14 protein-coding genes are annotated in these 16,456 nt (G+C 52.8%); 9 read left to right on the forward strand and 5 right to left on the reverse strand.

Annotation, left to right across the window (positions count from 1 at the left end; translation table 11 throughout):
* Positions 1 to 57 precede the first annotated feature (57 nt).
* On the forward strand, positions 58 to 1,197 hold the full coding sequence (locus tag CDH47_RS12885) for an organic solvent ABC transporter permease (protein ID WP_100640308.1): 1,140 nt from the start codon (positions 58 to 60) through the stop codon (positions 1,195 to 1,197).
* Positions 1,198 to 1,203: 6 nt separating this feature from the next.
* Here CDH47_RS12885 and CDH47_RS12890 read toward each other — a convergent pair whose 3' ends face one another.
* From CDH47_RS12890 to CDH47_RS12900, 3 genes are all read right to left on the reverse strand, one after another.
* A complete protein-coding gene (locus CDH47_RS12890; protein WP_275667853.1) occupies positions 1,204 to 2,520 on the reverse strand; it encodes a cyclic di-GMP phosphodiesterase in 1,317 nt (438 codons plus the stop codon).
* A gap of 152 nt (positions 2,521 to 2,672) precedes the next feature.
* Complete coding sequence (locus tag CDH47_RS12895) at positions 2,673 to 3,284, reverse strand: hypothetical protein (protein WP_100640309.1); 612 nt, start codon at positions 3,282 to 3,284, stop codon at positions 2,673 to 2,675.
* A gap of 10 nt (positions 3,285 to 3,294) precedes the next feature.
* Positions 3,295 to 3,579 (reverse strand): PilZ domain-containing protein, encoded by a 285-nt coding sequence (locus tag CDH47_RS12900; protein WP_100640310.1) that lies wholly within the window; start codon positions 3,577 to 3,579, stop codon positions 3,295 to 3,297.
* 232 nt (positions 3,580 to 3,811) lie between these two features.
* Between CDH47_RS12900 and CDH47_RS12905 the strand changes: the two genes are divergently transcribed.
* Complete coding sequence (locus CDH47_RS12905; protein ID WP_100640311.1) at positions 3,812 to 4,828, forward strand: Fe(3+) ABC transporter substrate-binding protein; 1,017 nt, start codon at positions 3,812 to 3,814, stop codon at positions 4,826 to 4,828.
* Positions 4,829 to 4,976: 148 nt separating this feature from the next.
* Positions 4,977 to 6,665, forward strand: coding sequence for an ABC transporter permease (locus CDH47_RS12910; protein WP_100640312.1), 1,689 nt, complete (start codon positions 4,977 to 4,979; stop codon positions 6,663 to 6,665).
* Between the two features lie 6 nt (positions 6,666 to 6,671).
* Here the strand turns inward: CDH47_RS12910 and CDH47_RS12915 are convergent, their stop codons facing one another.
* Both CDH47_RS12915 and CDH47_RS12920 read right to left on the reverse strand, forming a co-directional pair.
* Positions 6,672 to 7,163, reverse strand: a complete 492-nt coding sequence (locus tag CDH47_RS12915; protein ID WP_100640313.1) for a thioesterase domain-containing protein — start codon at positions 7,161 to 7,163, stop codon at positions 6,672 to 6,674.
* A 126-nt stretch (positions 7,164 to 7,289) separates the two neighbouring features.
* A complete protein-coding gene (locus tag CDH47_RS12920) occupies positions 7,290 to 8,957 on the reverse strand; it encodes an AMP-binding protein (RefSeq protein WP_100640314.1) in 1,668 nt (555 codons plus the stop codon).
* Positions 8,958 to 9,200: 243 nt separating this feature from the next.
* On the opposite strand from CDH47_RS12920, the gene CDH47_RS12925 reads away from it, so the two are divergent.
* The 6 genes from CDH47_RS12925 to CDH47_RS12950 all read left to right on the forward strand — a co-directional run bounded on the left by CDH47_RS12925 (position 9,201) and on the right by CDH47_RS12950 (position 16,394).
* Positions 9,201 to 10,175 carry an ABC transporter substrate-binding protein gene (locus tag CDH47_RS12925; protein ID WP_100640315.1) on the forward strand — a complete coding sequence of 325 codons (975 nt, stop codon included), beginning with the start codon at positions 9,201 to 9,203 and terminating at the stop codon, positions 10,173 to 10,175.
* A 69-nt stretch (positions 10,176 to 10,244) separates the two neighbouring features.
* Positions 10,245 to 11,147, forward strand: a complete 903-nt coding sequence (locus CDH47_RS12930; protein WP_100640316.1) for an ABC transporter permease — start codon at positions 10,245 to 10,247, stop codon at positions 11,145 to 11,147.
* A 9-nt stretch (positions 11,148 to 11,156) separates the two neighbouring features.
* Positions 11,157 to 11,951 (forward strand): ABC transporter ATP-binding protein, encoded by a 795-nt coding sequence (locus CDH47_RS12935; protein ID WP_100640317.1) that lies wholly within the window; start codon positions 11,157 to 11,159, stop codon positions 11,949 to 11,951.
* Between the two features lie 560 nt (positions 11,952 to 12,511).
* Positions 12,512 to 14,650 (forward strand): adenosylcobalamin-dependent ribonucleoside-diphosphate reductase, encoded by a 2,139-nt coding sequence (locus CDH47_RS12940; RefSeq protein WP_100640318.1) that lies wholly within the window; start codon positions 12,512 to 12,514, stop codon positions 14,648 to 14,650.
* Between the two features lie 29 nt (positions 14,651 to 14,679).
* Positions 14,680 to 15,375, forward strand: a complete 696-nt coding sequence (locus tag CDH47_RS12945) for a TSCPD domain-containing protein (RefSeq protein ID WP_100640319.1) — start codon at positions 14,680 to 14,682, stop codon at positions 15,373 to 15,375.
* 302 nt (positions 15,376 to 15,677) lie between these two features.
* Entirely contained in the window at positions 15,678 to 16,394 is a 717-nt protein-coding gene (locus CDH47_RS12950) for a hypothetical protein (RefSeq protein ID WP_100640320.1), read from the forward strand.
* The last annotated feature ends 62 nt before the right edge of the window (positions 16,395 to 16,456 follow it).

Raw genomic sequence — 16,456 nt, forward strand, 5'->3', positions numbered from 1 at the left:
CCGTTGATAACCGCTCAACTGGCACGGCCCCATAAATCAGGGAATGTACAACGTACCATGGCTGCTGTTCATCCTACTCGCCCATTTTTTGCCCTGCCCCGTGCATTTTTTGCCGCGCTGCTTATTGGGCCACTGCTATCCGGCTGCTTGAGCAGCGATAGCGACAATAACAACGATGGCCCAACTACCGGTAGAATAAATGCTCTCGGGATCAGCGGGCTGACCTACCAGACCGCAAGCCAGTCTGGCAAAACAGATAGCAAAGGCCAGTTCCAATACTATCCCGGCGAAACCCTGAGCCTGAAAGTTGGGGATCTGCTTCTGGCAGAGAATGTACCGGCCCAGAAATGGGTAACACTGCTGGAGTTCTTTCCAGACATCCGCGCGCAACTTACATCGCCCTCGATCGACGATGAAGGCCTTCGTACCCATAGAGGCACAGAACAGCAGCTAATTGATCGTACCCACCAAAGTAACCTCATCCGGTTCCTTATGGCACTAAACTGGGCAGGTAACCCGAAAGACGGTGAGGGTATTGAGATCCGAGATCGCGTGATACAACAACTGAACGCGGCTCTACCCAGTCTCACCAGCCCCATTGATTTCAGAGCCAGCCAATCTGAGTTTAATGCCAGCGGCAGTGCCCCCTCTCCGGCAAACCAGTTACTTGCCAGCATCTGCTTTTATCCAGAAGGCAGCGAACTGTGCGAAGACCCAAGCGAGGTAGAGGATAAGATAAAGAGTGCGATTGATCGCCCGGAAAACCCCGAGCCGGGAATTGAGTACAAACAAGATCTGCAGGCCAAACTAAGCCGTATTCTTAATGCCGCTCGCACGATGGGAGACGTGGAGCCAGAAGATGCAAAAAGGTACTTATCTCGGGAACTGGACAGCATCACGACAACACTTGGCAAGCGGTTCTACCTGGAACGCCACACAGCCAATGTCCCGGCAAGCGATACGCGCATCCAACAATTCAATATACACCGCATCGGTGGCAGCGCAGAACTCGCCGACATAGACGCTATTACAACTCGACCACAGGATATAGTGCTGCACTCGTACAATGCCGAAACAGCCAGTGTGGAGTACTTCGTTGGCGGCCCAGCCGGCGGCGAATCAGAGATAGTAACGAGCTTCTTGCCAGAGAACACTTACAGGTGGGTACGCAAGACATTGCGGGTAGTTATTGACTGAAAAACTTTATCGACCGATAAGGCGACTGACATTCCAGCGGGATTCTCCGCCGGTTACATCATAACCGGCGGGGTTCAGCCCCTCAGTGCCGTGAGCAAGGCACTCTTTAATCGCAAGTATTTCAGTTGCCGAGCGGCCCTCGTTGTATTTCGCCAGATCAACAACCTTGGCCGTCTTCAAAGGTGCATGATCGCGCCCCGTCATCACCATCACCCTTGGCCATAACCGGCGTTCAGGAGCGTGTGAAACCACAACCCCTCGCTGGCCATCAGTCAATTCCACCAGGCTGCCTGTCGGGTAAATGCCAATAGCACGAATAAACCCCTCCACAAGCTCATCCTGAAACTCGATGTTGCGCATGTCATAGAGTAGCGTTACAGCTCTTGCGGGGGTCATGGGCTCGGATTGATTTTCCCGCGGCTCTATCAGAGATTCAAAGAACTCAGCAAGCCCGGCAATTTTGGCCAGCAGCGGGATTCTGTCGCCGTGGATACCACATGGGTAGCCCGAGCCGTTATGGCGCTCGCGGTGGCCCTGCACAACACTCAGAACTGCGCGTGAAAGCCCGGTGCCCTCCAGTATTGCCATACCTTTTTCAACGTAGGTCTGGTATTGCGCGTATTCTTCAGCGCCAAGCTGGCCTTCCCTGTTTAAAAGGTCTTCAGATAACTGGGTTTTACCCACCTGGGACAACAAACACCCCAAGCCAAGGTGGTTAAGCAAGCCCTCATTCAATCCCAGCTGGCGCCCGCATATCAGCGCCCAAACCGAGGTATTAAGCGCATGCCGATAAACGTGGCTATCGTGCTGTTGCATGCGACTGAGCCACAACAAAGCATCTGGCTGTCGGATGACACTGTGCACCATTTTGTTGATAACTGCGGCAACCGGGCGCAGGTCTTGGGCTTCCCGGGTGTTTGCAGAAGCGTATAAGCGCTCAAGTGCAACACCGGCATCTGAAAGCAGTTTTTTCGAAGTTTTCATTTCGCGCTTTAACGTGGTAACCGCCCGGTACTTTACCGGCTCACGGATGCTGAGTGGCGGAAGCTGAACCTTTTCACGGCCCTCATTCTTGCGGCTAGTCCTGCTGCCAAAAGCCTGCGGGGCAATTTTTGAGAGTTCCACAGAGTCCCGTGTTTCCGCAACATCTACAGAAACCCACTTGCAGTATGAGACCAAAGCACGAATATCGTCTTCAGATCGGATATGAAAACCCTGAATGGGGAACGGCGTCTGATGCCACGGCCGATCCAGGTCGGACACAAACATGCCCACCTCCAGATCCTGAACCGCTATTTTTTTCTGACAGACACCACCCACCACAACACCCCTGAAATACGTATTTTTAGATGTTTAACATTCTCAAATGCGAGTAGCGAATAGTCCACTGCAGTTTCGTAGCGTTGCGTAACCGCACATCACAATCCGTAACAACATCCTTCAGCAGGCAACCAGCAGCTTTTAGCTCGGCTTCATCAGTCCGAGTCGCATACTGAACGCTCAAACCTGGGCGGGCGAGCGTTGAACGAACCTCTGGGGGCTTTGCGGCTGTATACGGTATAAGGGACAGTTGAGGCACGAATGTAATCGACATTCACGGCGTCCTTACCAACCCCTTGCACTGGAGAAACAGGCTCACAAGCGACCAACAACTCCAAGCGGCCAGATATATCTGCAATTTGCGCTCGCGAATCGGCAGGGTTCACCGACATGCACAGGTTGCCGGAATTTGCCGCCTGCCTGCTCTGCACCAGTCGGTCCAGCGTGCCTTGCCCACAGGCACGAATACCCTGGCCGCAGCTTTCTGCATCGGCATGGCTTTCATCGTATAGCCGCCAAACACGCTCACTACATTGGGTTTCAAGGGTTAAAGGTGTGGATCGATCGGAAGCAAACCACCAGCCGGGGTATTCCGCGGTATCCCAGGACAATCGAACTGTACGCGGCTCACCCTGAGAGTTTTCAGCAGGAAATATGGCGTAGTGGGAATAATAGGTTGCGCAGCCAGACTGCACCGCAAATAGCCCGGCTACAGCCAGCAGGCGTGCAACAGCTCTGTTAAAACGTTGAAATCGAAAAGCGGTCATGAGCTGCTCGTTATCCCTTAACAACACTCTCACCAAACCGTAAACCGAAACCATCAATGGTTTTGCGAACAACAACCATATCCAGCACGGGCGCCGGAACCGGAAGGCCTTGCACTTGAACCTTCACCTTGTCTCCCATTTCAGGAGAAAACGGCTCGCTACCCACCACAATGAACACGCCACCGTCCGATATGTCTCGAGTTGAAAAAACAAACTCCCCCAGTAACTCATGGGTTACTTTCACTTTGGCGCTCATCTCAGTGCGGCAGTGTACTCTGCGGTCATCTCCATCCATCGGCAAGGTTCCACTACTGGCCTACGGTAATTTGTAGATTGTTAGTTGTTATATGTTTGTGCGGATCATACCGTGTATCAATCAATACGTGAACAACACCGCCCCCCAAGAAATACGCCAAAAGGAATATTGACATCACCCGTAATACAAATGAGAATGGTTGGCGTTTATAGGCAGCTTCACATCACAAGCGCCGGTGTGAATCCAAAAAGACCCGACTAAGGACATCCTTATGCGCATGAAACTCGCTGCAACTGCGGCAATCGCCCTCACTGCTTTTCCACTTGCCGCCTCCGCAGACGGTGAAGTTAATATCTACTCGTACCGCCAGGCGTATCTTCTTGAGCCTCTCCTGAACGCCTTTGAAAAAGAAACCGGCATCAAAAGCAATGTTGTGTTTGCAAAGCAGGGTCTGGCTGAGCGCCTGGAGCGCGAAGGCCGCAACAGCCCAGCCGATGTGGTGATGACCGTAGACATCTCACGCCTTAACGAGCTGGTAGAGCGCGACCTGGTTCAAGGCCTTGATAACGACATACTGGAAAAGAACGTTCCTGAAAACCTTCGTCATCCCGAAGGCAAATGGTTTGGCCTCACTACCCGGGCCCGTTTGATCTTCACCTCGAAAGAGCGTGTTGAAGAAGGCGAGATCACAACCTACGAACAGCTGGCTGACGACAAGTGGGAAAATCGCATTTGTACCCGCAGCGGAAAACACCCGTACAACATCGCTCTGATTTCCTCCATGATTTCACACCATGGTGAAGCTGAAGCAGAAGCCTGGCTGAAAGACGTTAAAGATAACCTTGCCCGCAAACCCCAGGGTGGAGACCGCGACCAGATCAAAGCGATCGCCGAGGGTGTATGTGACATATCCATCGGGAACAGCTACTACTACGGCAATATGCTGCAGGATGAGAGCCAGCGCCCGATTGCCGAAGCAGTTCGGCTGGTTTTCCCCAATGCCGATGGCCGTGGAACTCACATCAACATCAGTGGTATTTCCCTGACCAAGAGTACCCCAAACCGGGATAACGCGATCAAGCTAATGGAATTCCTGTCATCGCCAGAAGCCCAGGGCATCTACGCCGAGGCGAATACCGAATATCCAGCAAACCCGAACGTAACACCGACTGGCCTGGTGGCAGAGTGGGGCAAAATCCAGCCAGACAGCCTGTCCCTTCAGGAGATTGCAGATAAGCGCAATGCGGCAGTCAAACTGGTTGACCGCGTAGATTACGACGGCAAGTAAATGTTTTGGCGAGGGTGGAAAACCCACCCTCGCTTTGTTTTGAATTTCACCCGACAAATGATCGCAGTCATTGCAGCGACCATTTGAGCTGACTACAATCGCTAACCTTCACCCTCAATATTTACTCCATTCTGTTAACAGGAACCCTATGAGCGAGGTCGCGACCAGCGTTAACCCCGGGCTAACCCAGCCCCTGCTGGCAAAGCGCACCTCACGTCGCTGGCTATTCAGCGCCGCGCTCACTACGGCCATCGTTGCACTGCCGGTTTTATCGGTTATTTTTCTGGCCTTCTTCCCTGAAGAGAACATCTGGCCACATCTGCTGGAAACCACACTACCCCGCTACCTTGTAACAACCATCAAGCTCATGGCCGGGGTTGGCGCTATTACCTTGGTCATCGGCCTTTCAACCGCTTGGGCCGTAACCATGTGTGAATTCCCGGGGCGCAAGTTCTTTGAATGGGCCATGCTACTGCCGTTTGCAGTGCCTGCGTATGTGATTGCTTATGTTTACACCAGCCTTCTTGATTATGCTGGCCCGGTGCAAGGTGCCCTGAGGGATGTGTTTGGCTGGACCAACGCAGCTGACTACTGGTTTCCTGAAATCCGTAGCCTTGAAGGCGCCACCCTGATGATCGGTCTGGTGCTCTACCCATACGTTTACCTTCTTGCCCGCGCCGCCTTCCTGGAACAGTCGCCTTCCTTGTTCGCCGTCAGCCGCAGCCTTGGCCATTCAGCATTGAGCACGTTTTTTAAAGTGGTGCTGCCCATTGCCCGCCCGGCCGTTGCTGTAGGCCTTTCACTGGTATTAATGGAAACGCTGAACGATTTTGGCACCGTCGATTTCTTTGCGGTACAAACGCTCACGGCAGGCCTGTTTGACACCTGGATGAACCTCGGCAACCTGGGCGGTGCCGCCCAGATAGCCACAACCATGCTCATTTTCGTTGTTATTCTGGTCACCCTTGAGCGTTATTCCCGGCGGCGCCAGCAACAGTTCGCAGCGCGGGACAACCGCGACCCTATCCGCCGCTTTACTATGTCATTTCCCCGGCAGTTGATCTGTGTTGCTGTTTGTGCCGTTCCGGTAGTTCTGGGTTTTGTGATCCCTGGCGTCACGCTTGGCGTTTATGCCTGGGAGTACTTTGGCGAGAGCTGGAATCCGGACTTTATACGTAACACCTTTAACAGCTTGTTCCTTTCTGGAACCGCTGCCCTGACCACTCTTTTGATCGGCGTTACCCTTGCCTACAGTCGCAGGCTCCACAATACCCGCGGCATGCAGGTACTCATGCGCCTTTCAAGCCTGGGATATGCCATGCCGGGCGCCGTGCTGGCAGTGGGCGTAATTGTACCTCTGGCGGGTTTTGATAACTGGCTGGACAGCCTGATGCGTGACTACTTTGGTGTAAGCACAGGCCTGCTGCTCAGCGGCTCTGCCTTCGCTATCGTGTTTGCTTACACGGTCCGCTTTCTGGCGGTGTCTGCTGGCAGCGTCGAAAGCGCTCTGCAGAAGATTACCCCGAGCATGGATATGGCATCGCGGTCACTGGGCAACAGTCCGAGCAAAACATTGGTGAAGGTTCACCTCCCCATGTTGCGCGGAACCCTGGTAACTGCGGCTTTGGTGGTTTTCGTGGACTGCATGAAAGAGTTACCGGCCACGCTGATACTCCGGCCGTTTAACTTCGAAACTCTGGCAACCTACGTGTACCAGTTTGCCTCTGATGAGCGCCTTTACCACAGCGCCCTACCGGCACTGATCATCGTACTGGCCGGTATTATTCCAATCATTCTTATGAGCCGGTCCATTTCCAACACCCGCTCTATGGCCTGATTAACCTCAAAGCTGGGATGTCACTCTTGATCGGGCATCCTGAACGACAAACCTGCCCTGAAACACCGCTACCGGATCGCCTTGTGGCGAATTGTTCGGCGCACCACAGAACACTTCAGCGGTCAAATCCAGGCGGCCCTTGCCGTGTCTTGCCAGGCTCTTCCTGAAACGCTCCGGGATTTCATTCCCCGGTAGCCGACAAATGGCGTAAAAATCCGAGGTTACCGGCTCAAGATAATCAATACTGCCGGTCTGTACGACCACACTTCCCTTCAAGCCAAGATCAGCCAGGGCAAGCTCCGTAACCCCCCAGGCTGCTGTTACGGCTACCGAATAAACGCTGCCACCAAAACCGGTGCCCTGATGATTGCTATTGGGCGCAAGCGGTGCACTGATAAGCAGTGAGCTGCCATCCCACGAATGCAACTCTATGCCAAGCGCACGGGAAAGCGGAATTTCCTCGTGAATACGCCTCTGGAATGCGGAAAGCTGAGCCATAAACTCCTCCTGATGTGGGTTAATTCTATGCCCACCACCTGTCTACCCCAATGCGACCAATGTCGGTTCCAAAACGCATCAGGCCCGGCTAAGCCGGGCCTGATCTGAACAAAAGCAGAGTGCGCGTTACTGCCAGATAACCTTCTTCTTCTGCGCATACCATTCGTTCACCTGGTTTTCATAGGTGTCTTCCACCACGTTCCTCTTCAGCTTCAGCGTTGGGGTAAGGAAGCTGTTCTCGATACTCCACTCATCTCTGACAATAATAACGAAAGCCAGTTTCTCGTGGGGATCTACCGTCTTATTCACACTCTCAACAAGCTTTGTGAAGCTTTCTTCAAGGTCCTTGCGAACACTGGCATCTCCGACCGTTGGCCGGATACCCTCCGCCAACTGAACCATTGCGAAAGGCTGGGTCTGGTTGGCTCCAGACACACACACCAGCTCAATCGACTGGTGAGCCATCAACCGGTTTTCGATCGGCGCCGGGGCAATGTACTTACCCTTGCTGGTTTTGAAAATTTCCTTCATCCGGCCGGTAATTTTCAGGCGACCCATCTCATCGATTTCGCCTTTATCACCGGTTTTCAGAAAACCATCTTCGGTGAACGCTTCTTTGGTTTTTTCCTCATCCTTGTAATAACCCACCATGGTGGCCGGGCTCTTGATCAGAATTTCACCCTCAGGGCTGATTTTGGTTTCCACACCCGGCATGGATTCCCCAACATAACCGGTACGGGAACGCCCGGGCTTGTTTATATGGGAATAGGCAAAGTTCTCCGACATGCCATAGCCCTCCAGCAACTCAAGGCCAAGGTTGCGATACCAATCCAGCACATCGCCAGCCAATGGCGCAGACCCACTGCCAGCCAGCTTGACCTTATCGAGGCCCAACCCCTTGAGGACTTTCTTTTTGATCAGCTTGCTCACCACAGGAATCTTAAGCAACGTATCAAGCTTCTTCTGCGGCAACTTCTGCAGGACACCCTGCTGGAACCGGACCCACAGCCGCGGCACTGACAGGAACAGTGTTGGCTGAGCACGCCTCATGTCTTCAACAAATGTATCAAGGGAGTCCGCAAAGAACAGATGAAAGCCTGCGTACAACGACGCCAACTCAACAAACGTGCGCTCGAATACGTGCGCCAGCGGCAAATAAGACAGCATGCGCTCGTCAGGACCAACCTGCAGAACTTCCATGCCACCCTCGGCCGCATAAGCCATATTCCGGAAACTCAGCATCACACCCTTGGGCTTTCCTGTGCTGCCAGAGGTATAAACAATGGTCGCCAACTCATCGGGATCGCGATGAACTTTTTCTTCCAGGGGAGGATACTTGGCAACAATGTCATCCCAGGTTTCGAAATCGTTGGGCGGGCTCAGCGGGAATGAAATGCAGCGCACGGTATCCGGTACACCCGGCTTCATCATATCCCAGTCATCCAGCTTGCCCACAAACAGCACATCGCACTCAGCGTGATTCAGTACGTAGTTAACCGTGTCGGCATTCAGGGTCGGATACAAGGGTACAGAAATGTGGCCCGCCATCCAGATCGCCCAATCGGTCATTATCCAGTGTGCGCAGTTTTTGGAAATCAGGCCAACACGACTCTTCTCTGGCAGATTAAGAGACTTCAAGTACGACGCCATGCGACGCGCTTCATCCACTGCCCTTCCCCACGTGTACTCAACTACTTTGCCATCGCCAATGGGCTGGGTCATATACAGGGAGTTCGTTTTCTCCGACTCCCAGCGATAGACCATATCCAGTGGAAGTTTGTTTTTAGTTTGCATGAACGTTCCTTGCTTTCGTTATTTGATTTATAAGGGCATTATTTAGACTTTAGTAGCATATTTCAACACATTATGGCGGGCCAAAGCGTGACACAAGCCAACTGGACAGAAACTCGCCCCAAGCATATCCAATCAGGCCACGATCACGTTAACACGCTCTAGCAACAAGTTGGTGATGCTGTGATAAACTCTCGGCTTCATTGTCGCAAACACCACAAGAAAACAAGCATCGGAGATGGGCATATGGCCAAGAAAACACTTCGCACCCTGCTGGGCGCGTCACTGATGGCATTAACAAGTCTTTCACTGGCGGCAGAGCCAAAAGTTGTCGCCATTACACAGATTGTAGAGCATCCAGCTCTGGATGCAGCCCATCAAGGCGTTAAAGATGAACTGGCCGCTCGGGGCTATACAGAAGGTGACAACCTCAAGCTCATGCATGAAAGCGCTCAGGGTAACTCCGCCATCGCCTCCCAAATTGCCCGTAAATTCGTCGGCGAAGGTGCCGACGTAATTGTGGCCATTGCCACACCTTCCGCGCAGACAGTTGCCGCGGCTGCCCGCAACATTCCAGTGGTCTTTGCTGCCGTAACAGATCCGGTAGGCGCCAAGCTGGTTCAAAGCGCTGAAGCTCCGGGCGCAAACATTACCGGTGTAAGCGACATGCTGCCCATCGACAAGCACCTGGACATGCTGCAGCGCATGGTTCCGGATGCCAAGCGCATTGGCACGGTATACAACCCCGGCGAAGCCAACGCAGTATCACTGATTGAGCTGCTGGAGGAGCGCCTTGAAGCCCGTGGGCTGACGTTAGTTAAAGGTGCAGCCACCAAAACCTCCGAAGTACTGGGTGCAGCCCGCTCTCTGGTGGGTAAGGCCGATGCTATTTATCTGACCACAGACAACACCGTTATCAGCGCCGCTGAAGCGGTTATCTCTGTAGGCGAACGCGCCAAGATCCCGGTGTTTGCCGCCGACACAGCAACGGTTGCCCGGGGTGCCGTCGCAGCACTGGGCTTCGACTACTACGACCACGGTCGGCAGGCTGGCGTAATGGTTGCGCGTATTCTTGATGGTGAAAAGCCGGCTGACATGCCCGTAGAAACCATGGAAAAGCTTAATCTGTTTGTAAACCCGGAAGCTGGCGAGCGCATGGGCACTACCTTGGCAGATGATGTGATCGCAGAAGCTGCTGAGATCGTAAAAAGCGACAAGTAACACCTGACTTACGCGGGCGGATTCTGTATAAAGAACCCGCCCGTTTTTCTTCCACAGTGAATCTTTCCCATGCTAAGTGAAATTGCATTTTACGGCGCAGTCGAGACTGGCCTTATATACGGCCTGGTTGCGTTCGGTATCTACCTCTCTTTCCGCGTACTCGATTTCCCTGACCTGACCGTTGATGGCAGCTTCCCACTTGGCGCTGCCGTTGCAGCGGTTCTTATTATGGAAGGCTGGAACCCATGGTTGGCAACTGGCTCAGCCGTGCTCGCCGGCATGGCTGCGGGAGCAGTAACCGCCATTCTCAACGTAAAGCTGAACATTCTGAACCTGCTGGCATCCATCCTCACGATGATTGCCCTGTATTCCATTAACCTGAGGGTTATGGGCCGGCCAAACATAGCGCTGCTCGGCGAAGAAACCGTTCTCACGCCCTGGTATTCGCTGAATCTCGACTACCACCAAGTACCAGTACTGTTGTTTGTGATCGTTATTTTTATTGCTCTTATTTTGCTCTGGCGATTCATGAAATCTGAAACCGGCCTGGCCATGCGCGCCACCGGCGCAAACCCGAGAATGGCACGTGCCCAAGGCATAGCCACCGGCGCCATGATTATCCTTGGTGTTGCCGTATCCAATGGCCTGGTTGGCCTGGCCGGCGCACTCTTTGCCCAAAGCCAGGGCGCAGCCGATGTCACCATGGGGGTTGGCGTTATTGTTATTGGCCTCGCCTCATTGATTGGTGGTGAGGCTGTGATTACCCCATCAACGGTTGTTCGTGCGTTGATAGCCTGCGTGGTTGGCGCGATTATTTATCGCCTGGCCATTGCCTTTGCCCTGAACGCAGACTTCCTCGGCTTGCAGGCGCAAGACCTGAACCTGATAACGGCAGTTCTGGTTACTCTGGCAATTGTGTTGCCCGGTGTACGCAGTTCTCTGGTTAGCAAATTCACCCGCAAAAATGCCTGAGGAGGCACTATGATCAGCGCAACCGATCTCCGGCTTACCTTCGGCAAAGGCACTCCGCTGGAAAACCCCGCTTTGAGGGGCATGAGCCTTACCGTGAACCAGGGTGAGTTTGTGACCGTGATTGGCAGCAACGGTGCAGGCAAGTCCACCTTCCTGAACGCCCTGGCGGGTGAAACCCTGGTTGATAGCGGCACCATTATTGTCGACAACCTCAACGTAACCAAACTGCCCACCCACAAACGTGCAGGCCGGGTAGCGCGAGTGTTTCAAGACCCGCTTGCAGGCACCTGCGAAGGTCTTAGCATTGAAGAAAACCTGGCGCTTGCCGTTAAACGCGGCCAGCGTCGCGGCTTGGGCGCAGCCGTTAAAAAGCAGTACATGGAACAGTTCCGGGAAAGCCTGTCCTCCCTGAACCTGGGCCTGGAAAACCGCCTTGGCGATAAAATGGGTCTGCTCTCCGGTGGCCAGCGCCAGGCGGTCAGCTTGCTTATGGCGAGCCTTACCCCATCGGCCATTCTACTGCTGGACGAGCACACCGCAGCGTTGGACCCCAAAACGGCAGCCTTTGTACTGGATCTCACCACCAAGATCATCCACGAGCAGAAACTGACTGCTCTGATGGTGACCCACAGCATGAAACAGGCACTGGAAGTAGGCACACGCACAGTCATGCTGCACCAGGGCCAGGTGGTATTTGATATTGAAGGCAAAGATCGCGAAGGCCTGGAAGTGAAGGATCTTCTGGAATTATTTGAAAAGCAGCGCGGGCTTTCCGTAGACGACGACAGCTTGCTACTCGGTTAATAGAAACATGGGGGCACCAGCGGCTCCCATGCTTACCGCCCTCCCCTGAATGCGCCAGCAATCAACGCTGGGAGGCCCTTAACCAGAAAAGGCCATCTTTCGCGCACTTTTTGATCACAACATGTAGTAATTGTGAGTTTTTGTACCCAAACACCGGATTTACTGAGCATTTATTTCTTGCAAGCTATTTCCCATTGATTTTCTTTGCCAGAACTCGCTTATCAATAGCCCCCCTTTAATTCACAAAACACTATATCCTGTTATACTCACCCCTTATCAAGCCCATATGTAGGGCTAACGACTTCATGGCAAACCTGCGCCAACGCATGCATGCTAGCGGCCAAGACCCCGAACCCGGCCGCTCCCGGGGAGTAATTACCAGTTACCGGAGCACCGCTGCGGGTTCGCGTGAGCACCATATGTAGTGTTTCACAGAAAGCAACGTAACGACCGCGCAAAAAGCAAGAGCACCAGCGCAGGTTTCGCAAATTTTTACAGGGATATGGCACCAACCTACAGGTGCCATCGACAACAGACATACTTGAAGATTGAGGGTGGCAATGAACGCTAAGGCAGAGGCAGTGGTTACAACAATTCCGATGCAGGAAACTTCGCTCGACATTTGGCAGAGCAAGTACCAGCTAAAAACCAAGACTGGTGAGCCAGTCGATAAGGATATCGACGCTACCTACCACCGTGTTGCGGTTGCCCTGTCGCAGGTGGAGAACAAAGATGTGCGCGCAGAGCACATGAAGAACTTCGCCTGGGCCCTCAAAAACGGTGCTATTCCTGCCGGCCGGATTACCTCCAACGCCGGTGCTGAAGCCCACAAGCCGGCGACCTCTACCATTAACTGTACGGTGTCTGGCTCCATCCAGGATTCCATGAACGACATCCTGGAGAAAAACCACGAAGCTGGCCTCACCCTCAAGGCTGGCTGTGGTATCGGTTACGAATTCTCTACCCTGCGCCCGAAAGGCGCCTACGTTGCCGGTGCCGGCGCAACCACATCTGGCCCACTGTCCTTCATGGATATCTTTGACCGCATGTGCTTTACCGTGTCTTCAGCCGGTGGCCGCCGCGGTGCCCAAATGGCCACCTTCGACGTTCACCACCCGGATGTTATTGACTTCATCCAGGCCAAGCGTGAAGACGGCCGCCTGCGCCAGTTCAACCTGTCCCTGCTGATTACCGAAGACTTCATTGAAGCTGTGCGTAACGACGACGACTGGCACCTCTCCTTCCCCGTTACCGAAAAGGAAGTAGAAGAAGAAGGCCTGGACCTCACCGATCCCAGCCAGTTCGTATACCGCGACTTCCCGGTACTGGACGACTACGTGGTTAACGAAGAAGGCAAAGCTGCGTGCCGTATCTACCGCACCCTGAAAGCCCAGTTCATCTGGGACACCATCATGACATCCACCTACGACTACGCAGAGCCAGGCTTCATCCTGATCGACAAGGTCAACCAGATGAACAACAACTGGTTTTGCGAAGACATCCGGGCCACCAACCCCTGCGGCGAACAGCCCCTGCCCCCTTACGGCAGCTGCCTGCTGGGCTCCGTGAACCTGACCAAGTTTGTGGACTACCCGTTCACCGACAAAGCCAGCTTCAACTATGAAAAGTACCGCAAGGTTGTGGGCATCTTCACCCGCATGCTGGATAACGTGGTAGAAATCAACGGCCTGCCCCTACCGGAACAGCGTCACGAAATCATCTACAAGCGCCGCCACGGTATGGGTATCCTGGGCCTGGGCTCAACTCTCGCCATGCTGCGCATGCCATACGGTTCCGATGAATCCGTACAGTTCACCGAAGACGTTGTGCGAGAAATGGCGGTAGAAGGCTGGCGCCAGTCGCTGTCTCTGGCAGAAGAGAAAGGCCCTGCGCCAATCATGGACGACGACTTTGAAATCACCCCGAAAATGATGGGTAAAAACCCACAGCTGGCCAAAGATGGCCACAAAATCGGTGACAAGCTCAAAGGCCGCGTGCTGCACGCAAAATACAGCCGCTACATGCAGGAAATTGCCAAGGTTGAGCCAGAGCTGGTCGAAAAGCTGGCCGAAAAAGGTGGCCGCTTTACCCACCACACCTCTATTGCGCCAACCGGCACCATCAGCCTGTCGCTGGCCAACAATGCCAGTAACGGCATAGAGCCAAGCTTCTCGCACCATTACGCCCGCAACGTAATCCGCGAAGGCCGCAAAACAAAAGAAAAAGTCGACGTGTTCTCCTTTGAGCTGCTGGCGTATCGCCACCTGGTTAACTCAGGTGCCATGCCCTTCTCAGACGACGCAGACAAAAAACTGCCCAGCTACTTCACCACCTCTGAAGATGTGAGCCCGGCGCAGCACGTAGACATTCAGGCTGCTGCACAGAAGTGGGTAGACTCTTCAATCTCCAAAACCGCGAACGTACCCACCGACTTCGCCTACCAGGATTTCAAGAGCATTTACCTCTATGCCTACGACAAGGGCCTGAAGGGTTGCACCACCTTCCGCTTTAACCCGGAAGCCTTCCAGGGCGTACTGGTAAAAGAAACAGACCTTGAAAACACCCTCTACGAGTTCACCCTCGACGATGGCACCAAGGTAGAGCTGAAAGGCAACGAACAGGTAGAGTATGATGGCGAAATACACACCGCTGCCAACCTGTTTGACGCACTCAAAGAAGGCACCTACGGAAAGTATTGATCCGGAACACCGACACAGGACATAGAGACATGACAGTTAAAATCAGCAACAAAATCGTCGGCTACCGGGTAAAGAAAGCCGACACAGATGCACCCAGCGAACAGCCGGCAGCACAGCCGGAAACCTCACTGGTAAAAATGAACGAATACATCGAGCGGCCAGAGTTTCTTGTAGGCACCACCTACAAGATCAAACCGCCGGTGGCCGAGCACGCTATGTACATCACCATTAACGACATAGTGCTAAACGAAGACACAGACCACGAAAGCCGTCAGCCGTACGAAGTGTTCATCAACTCCAAATCCATGGAGCACTTCCAGTGGGTAATCGCCCTCACCCGCGTAATCTCTGCGGTATTCCGCAAAGGTGGCGACCTGACCTTCCTGGTTGAAGAACTGCGTTCGGTATACGACCCCAACGGCGGCTACTTCAAAAAGGGCGGCGTATTCATGCCCTCCCTGGTGGCTGAAATTGGCGCGGTAATCGAGAAGCACCTGAAGGCCGTAGGCCTGATGGAAAGCGAGGAAATGAGCGAAACCACCAAGCGCATCCTCGCGGAAAAACGTGCGGAGTTTGAAGCAAACAACACCACCGCTACCAATGACGACAAGGCTGGCGACTTCCCGCCCAACGCCACCATGTGCGGCAAGTGCAGCACCAAGGCGGTGATTGTGATGGATGGCTGTGCGACTTGCTTGTCTTGTGGCGATAGTAAGTGCGGTTGAGGTGACTCGACTGACCGGTTGAAAGGAAGGCTCGGGGTTAATGCTTCGGGCCTTTTTTGTGCCCTCACCTACCGCAATCTTGTAATCGCCTGACCTCTTCGTTATTGCGCAGTGATATTACGAAGTTTCACTGCAGCGCAGTTGTAATTGGTTGGTTTTAGGCTAGTTTTGTGAGTAGCTTGCTTAGGAAGCACGTTATCGCGATGCGTGAAATGTGGAAGTCACGATATTGAATAACGAAGAATGCGGTCTAATACGCTGTTAAAATCACACACGCTCTTCTAAAACCTTAGAGTCGTCCAATGAAATTCAAGAAAATTAATTTCCAAGACTACCCTGATGCGTTCTCAGTTGATGGCCATAACTGTCTTGTTTTAATGTATGAATCTAAATATGCAAAGGGGTTTAGAGGCTATAGATCTATTCAAATGGATCTTGAGCTTTGCTTGCAGTTGATTGATTTTTTGAATGAAAATCAAATTAAAAACGCTAGTGCGTTAACTTGGGCATCCACTCTTTCCTTAATAGTAACTTACGGTAGATGTTTCGCTAGCACGAAGGGATTTAGATCGAGCCTAGATGTCAGCTCGATACCAAAAGATTACTTAAAATTCCATTATAAAATAATTCAGCTCCGCAATAGCTATGTAGCACATGCCGGAGGAAATGGTGAGGGTAGCGTTAATTTTTTGGCACTTTACCCAAATCCTTTGAAAAAGAGAATAGTTGCAGTCGCTCCACCTCTTTCAGCTAGGCTTTCTGGGCTAAACCAGCAGACTAGGAATGGATTGCGTATGATAATTTTTGAGCTAATAAAATTGTCGAAGAAAAAGCAAGAACTATGCATGAATAAGGTTGGTGAAGAAATAAAAAGGCAAAACATTGATGAGCTTTATTCATATTTTGACGATGACGATTTTGATGTAAGTTATATGCCAGAAATTGGCAGAAGCTTTGAAGGAAGAATTCAGCACACTATGGATCAGCATGGCAGATTTTATGTAAAGCTGGTGAGATGAGTTTTAACAATTGCAGGCACGGCGACGCCCATTACATTGCGCCTTCGGCTTCATTTCATGGG

The sequence above is a fragment of the Marinobacter salexigens genome (assembly GCF_002806945.1).
GTDB lineage: Bacteria > Pseudomonadota > Gammaproteobacteria > Pseudomonadales > Oleiphilaceae > Marinobacter > Marinobacter salexigens.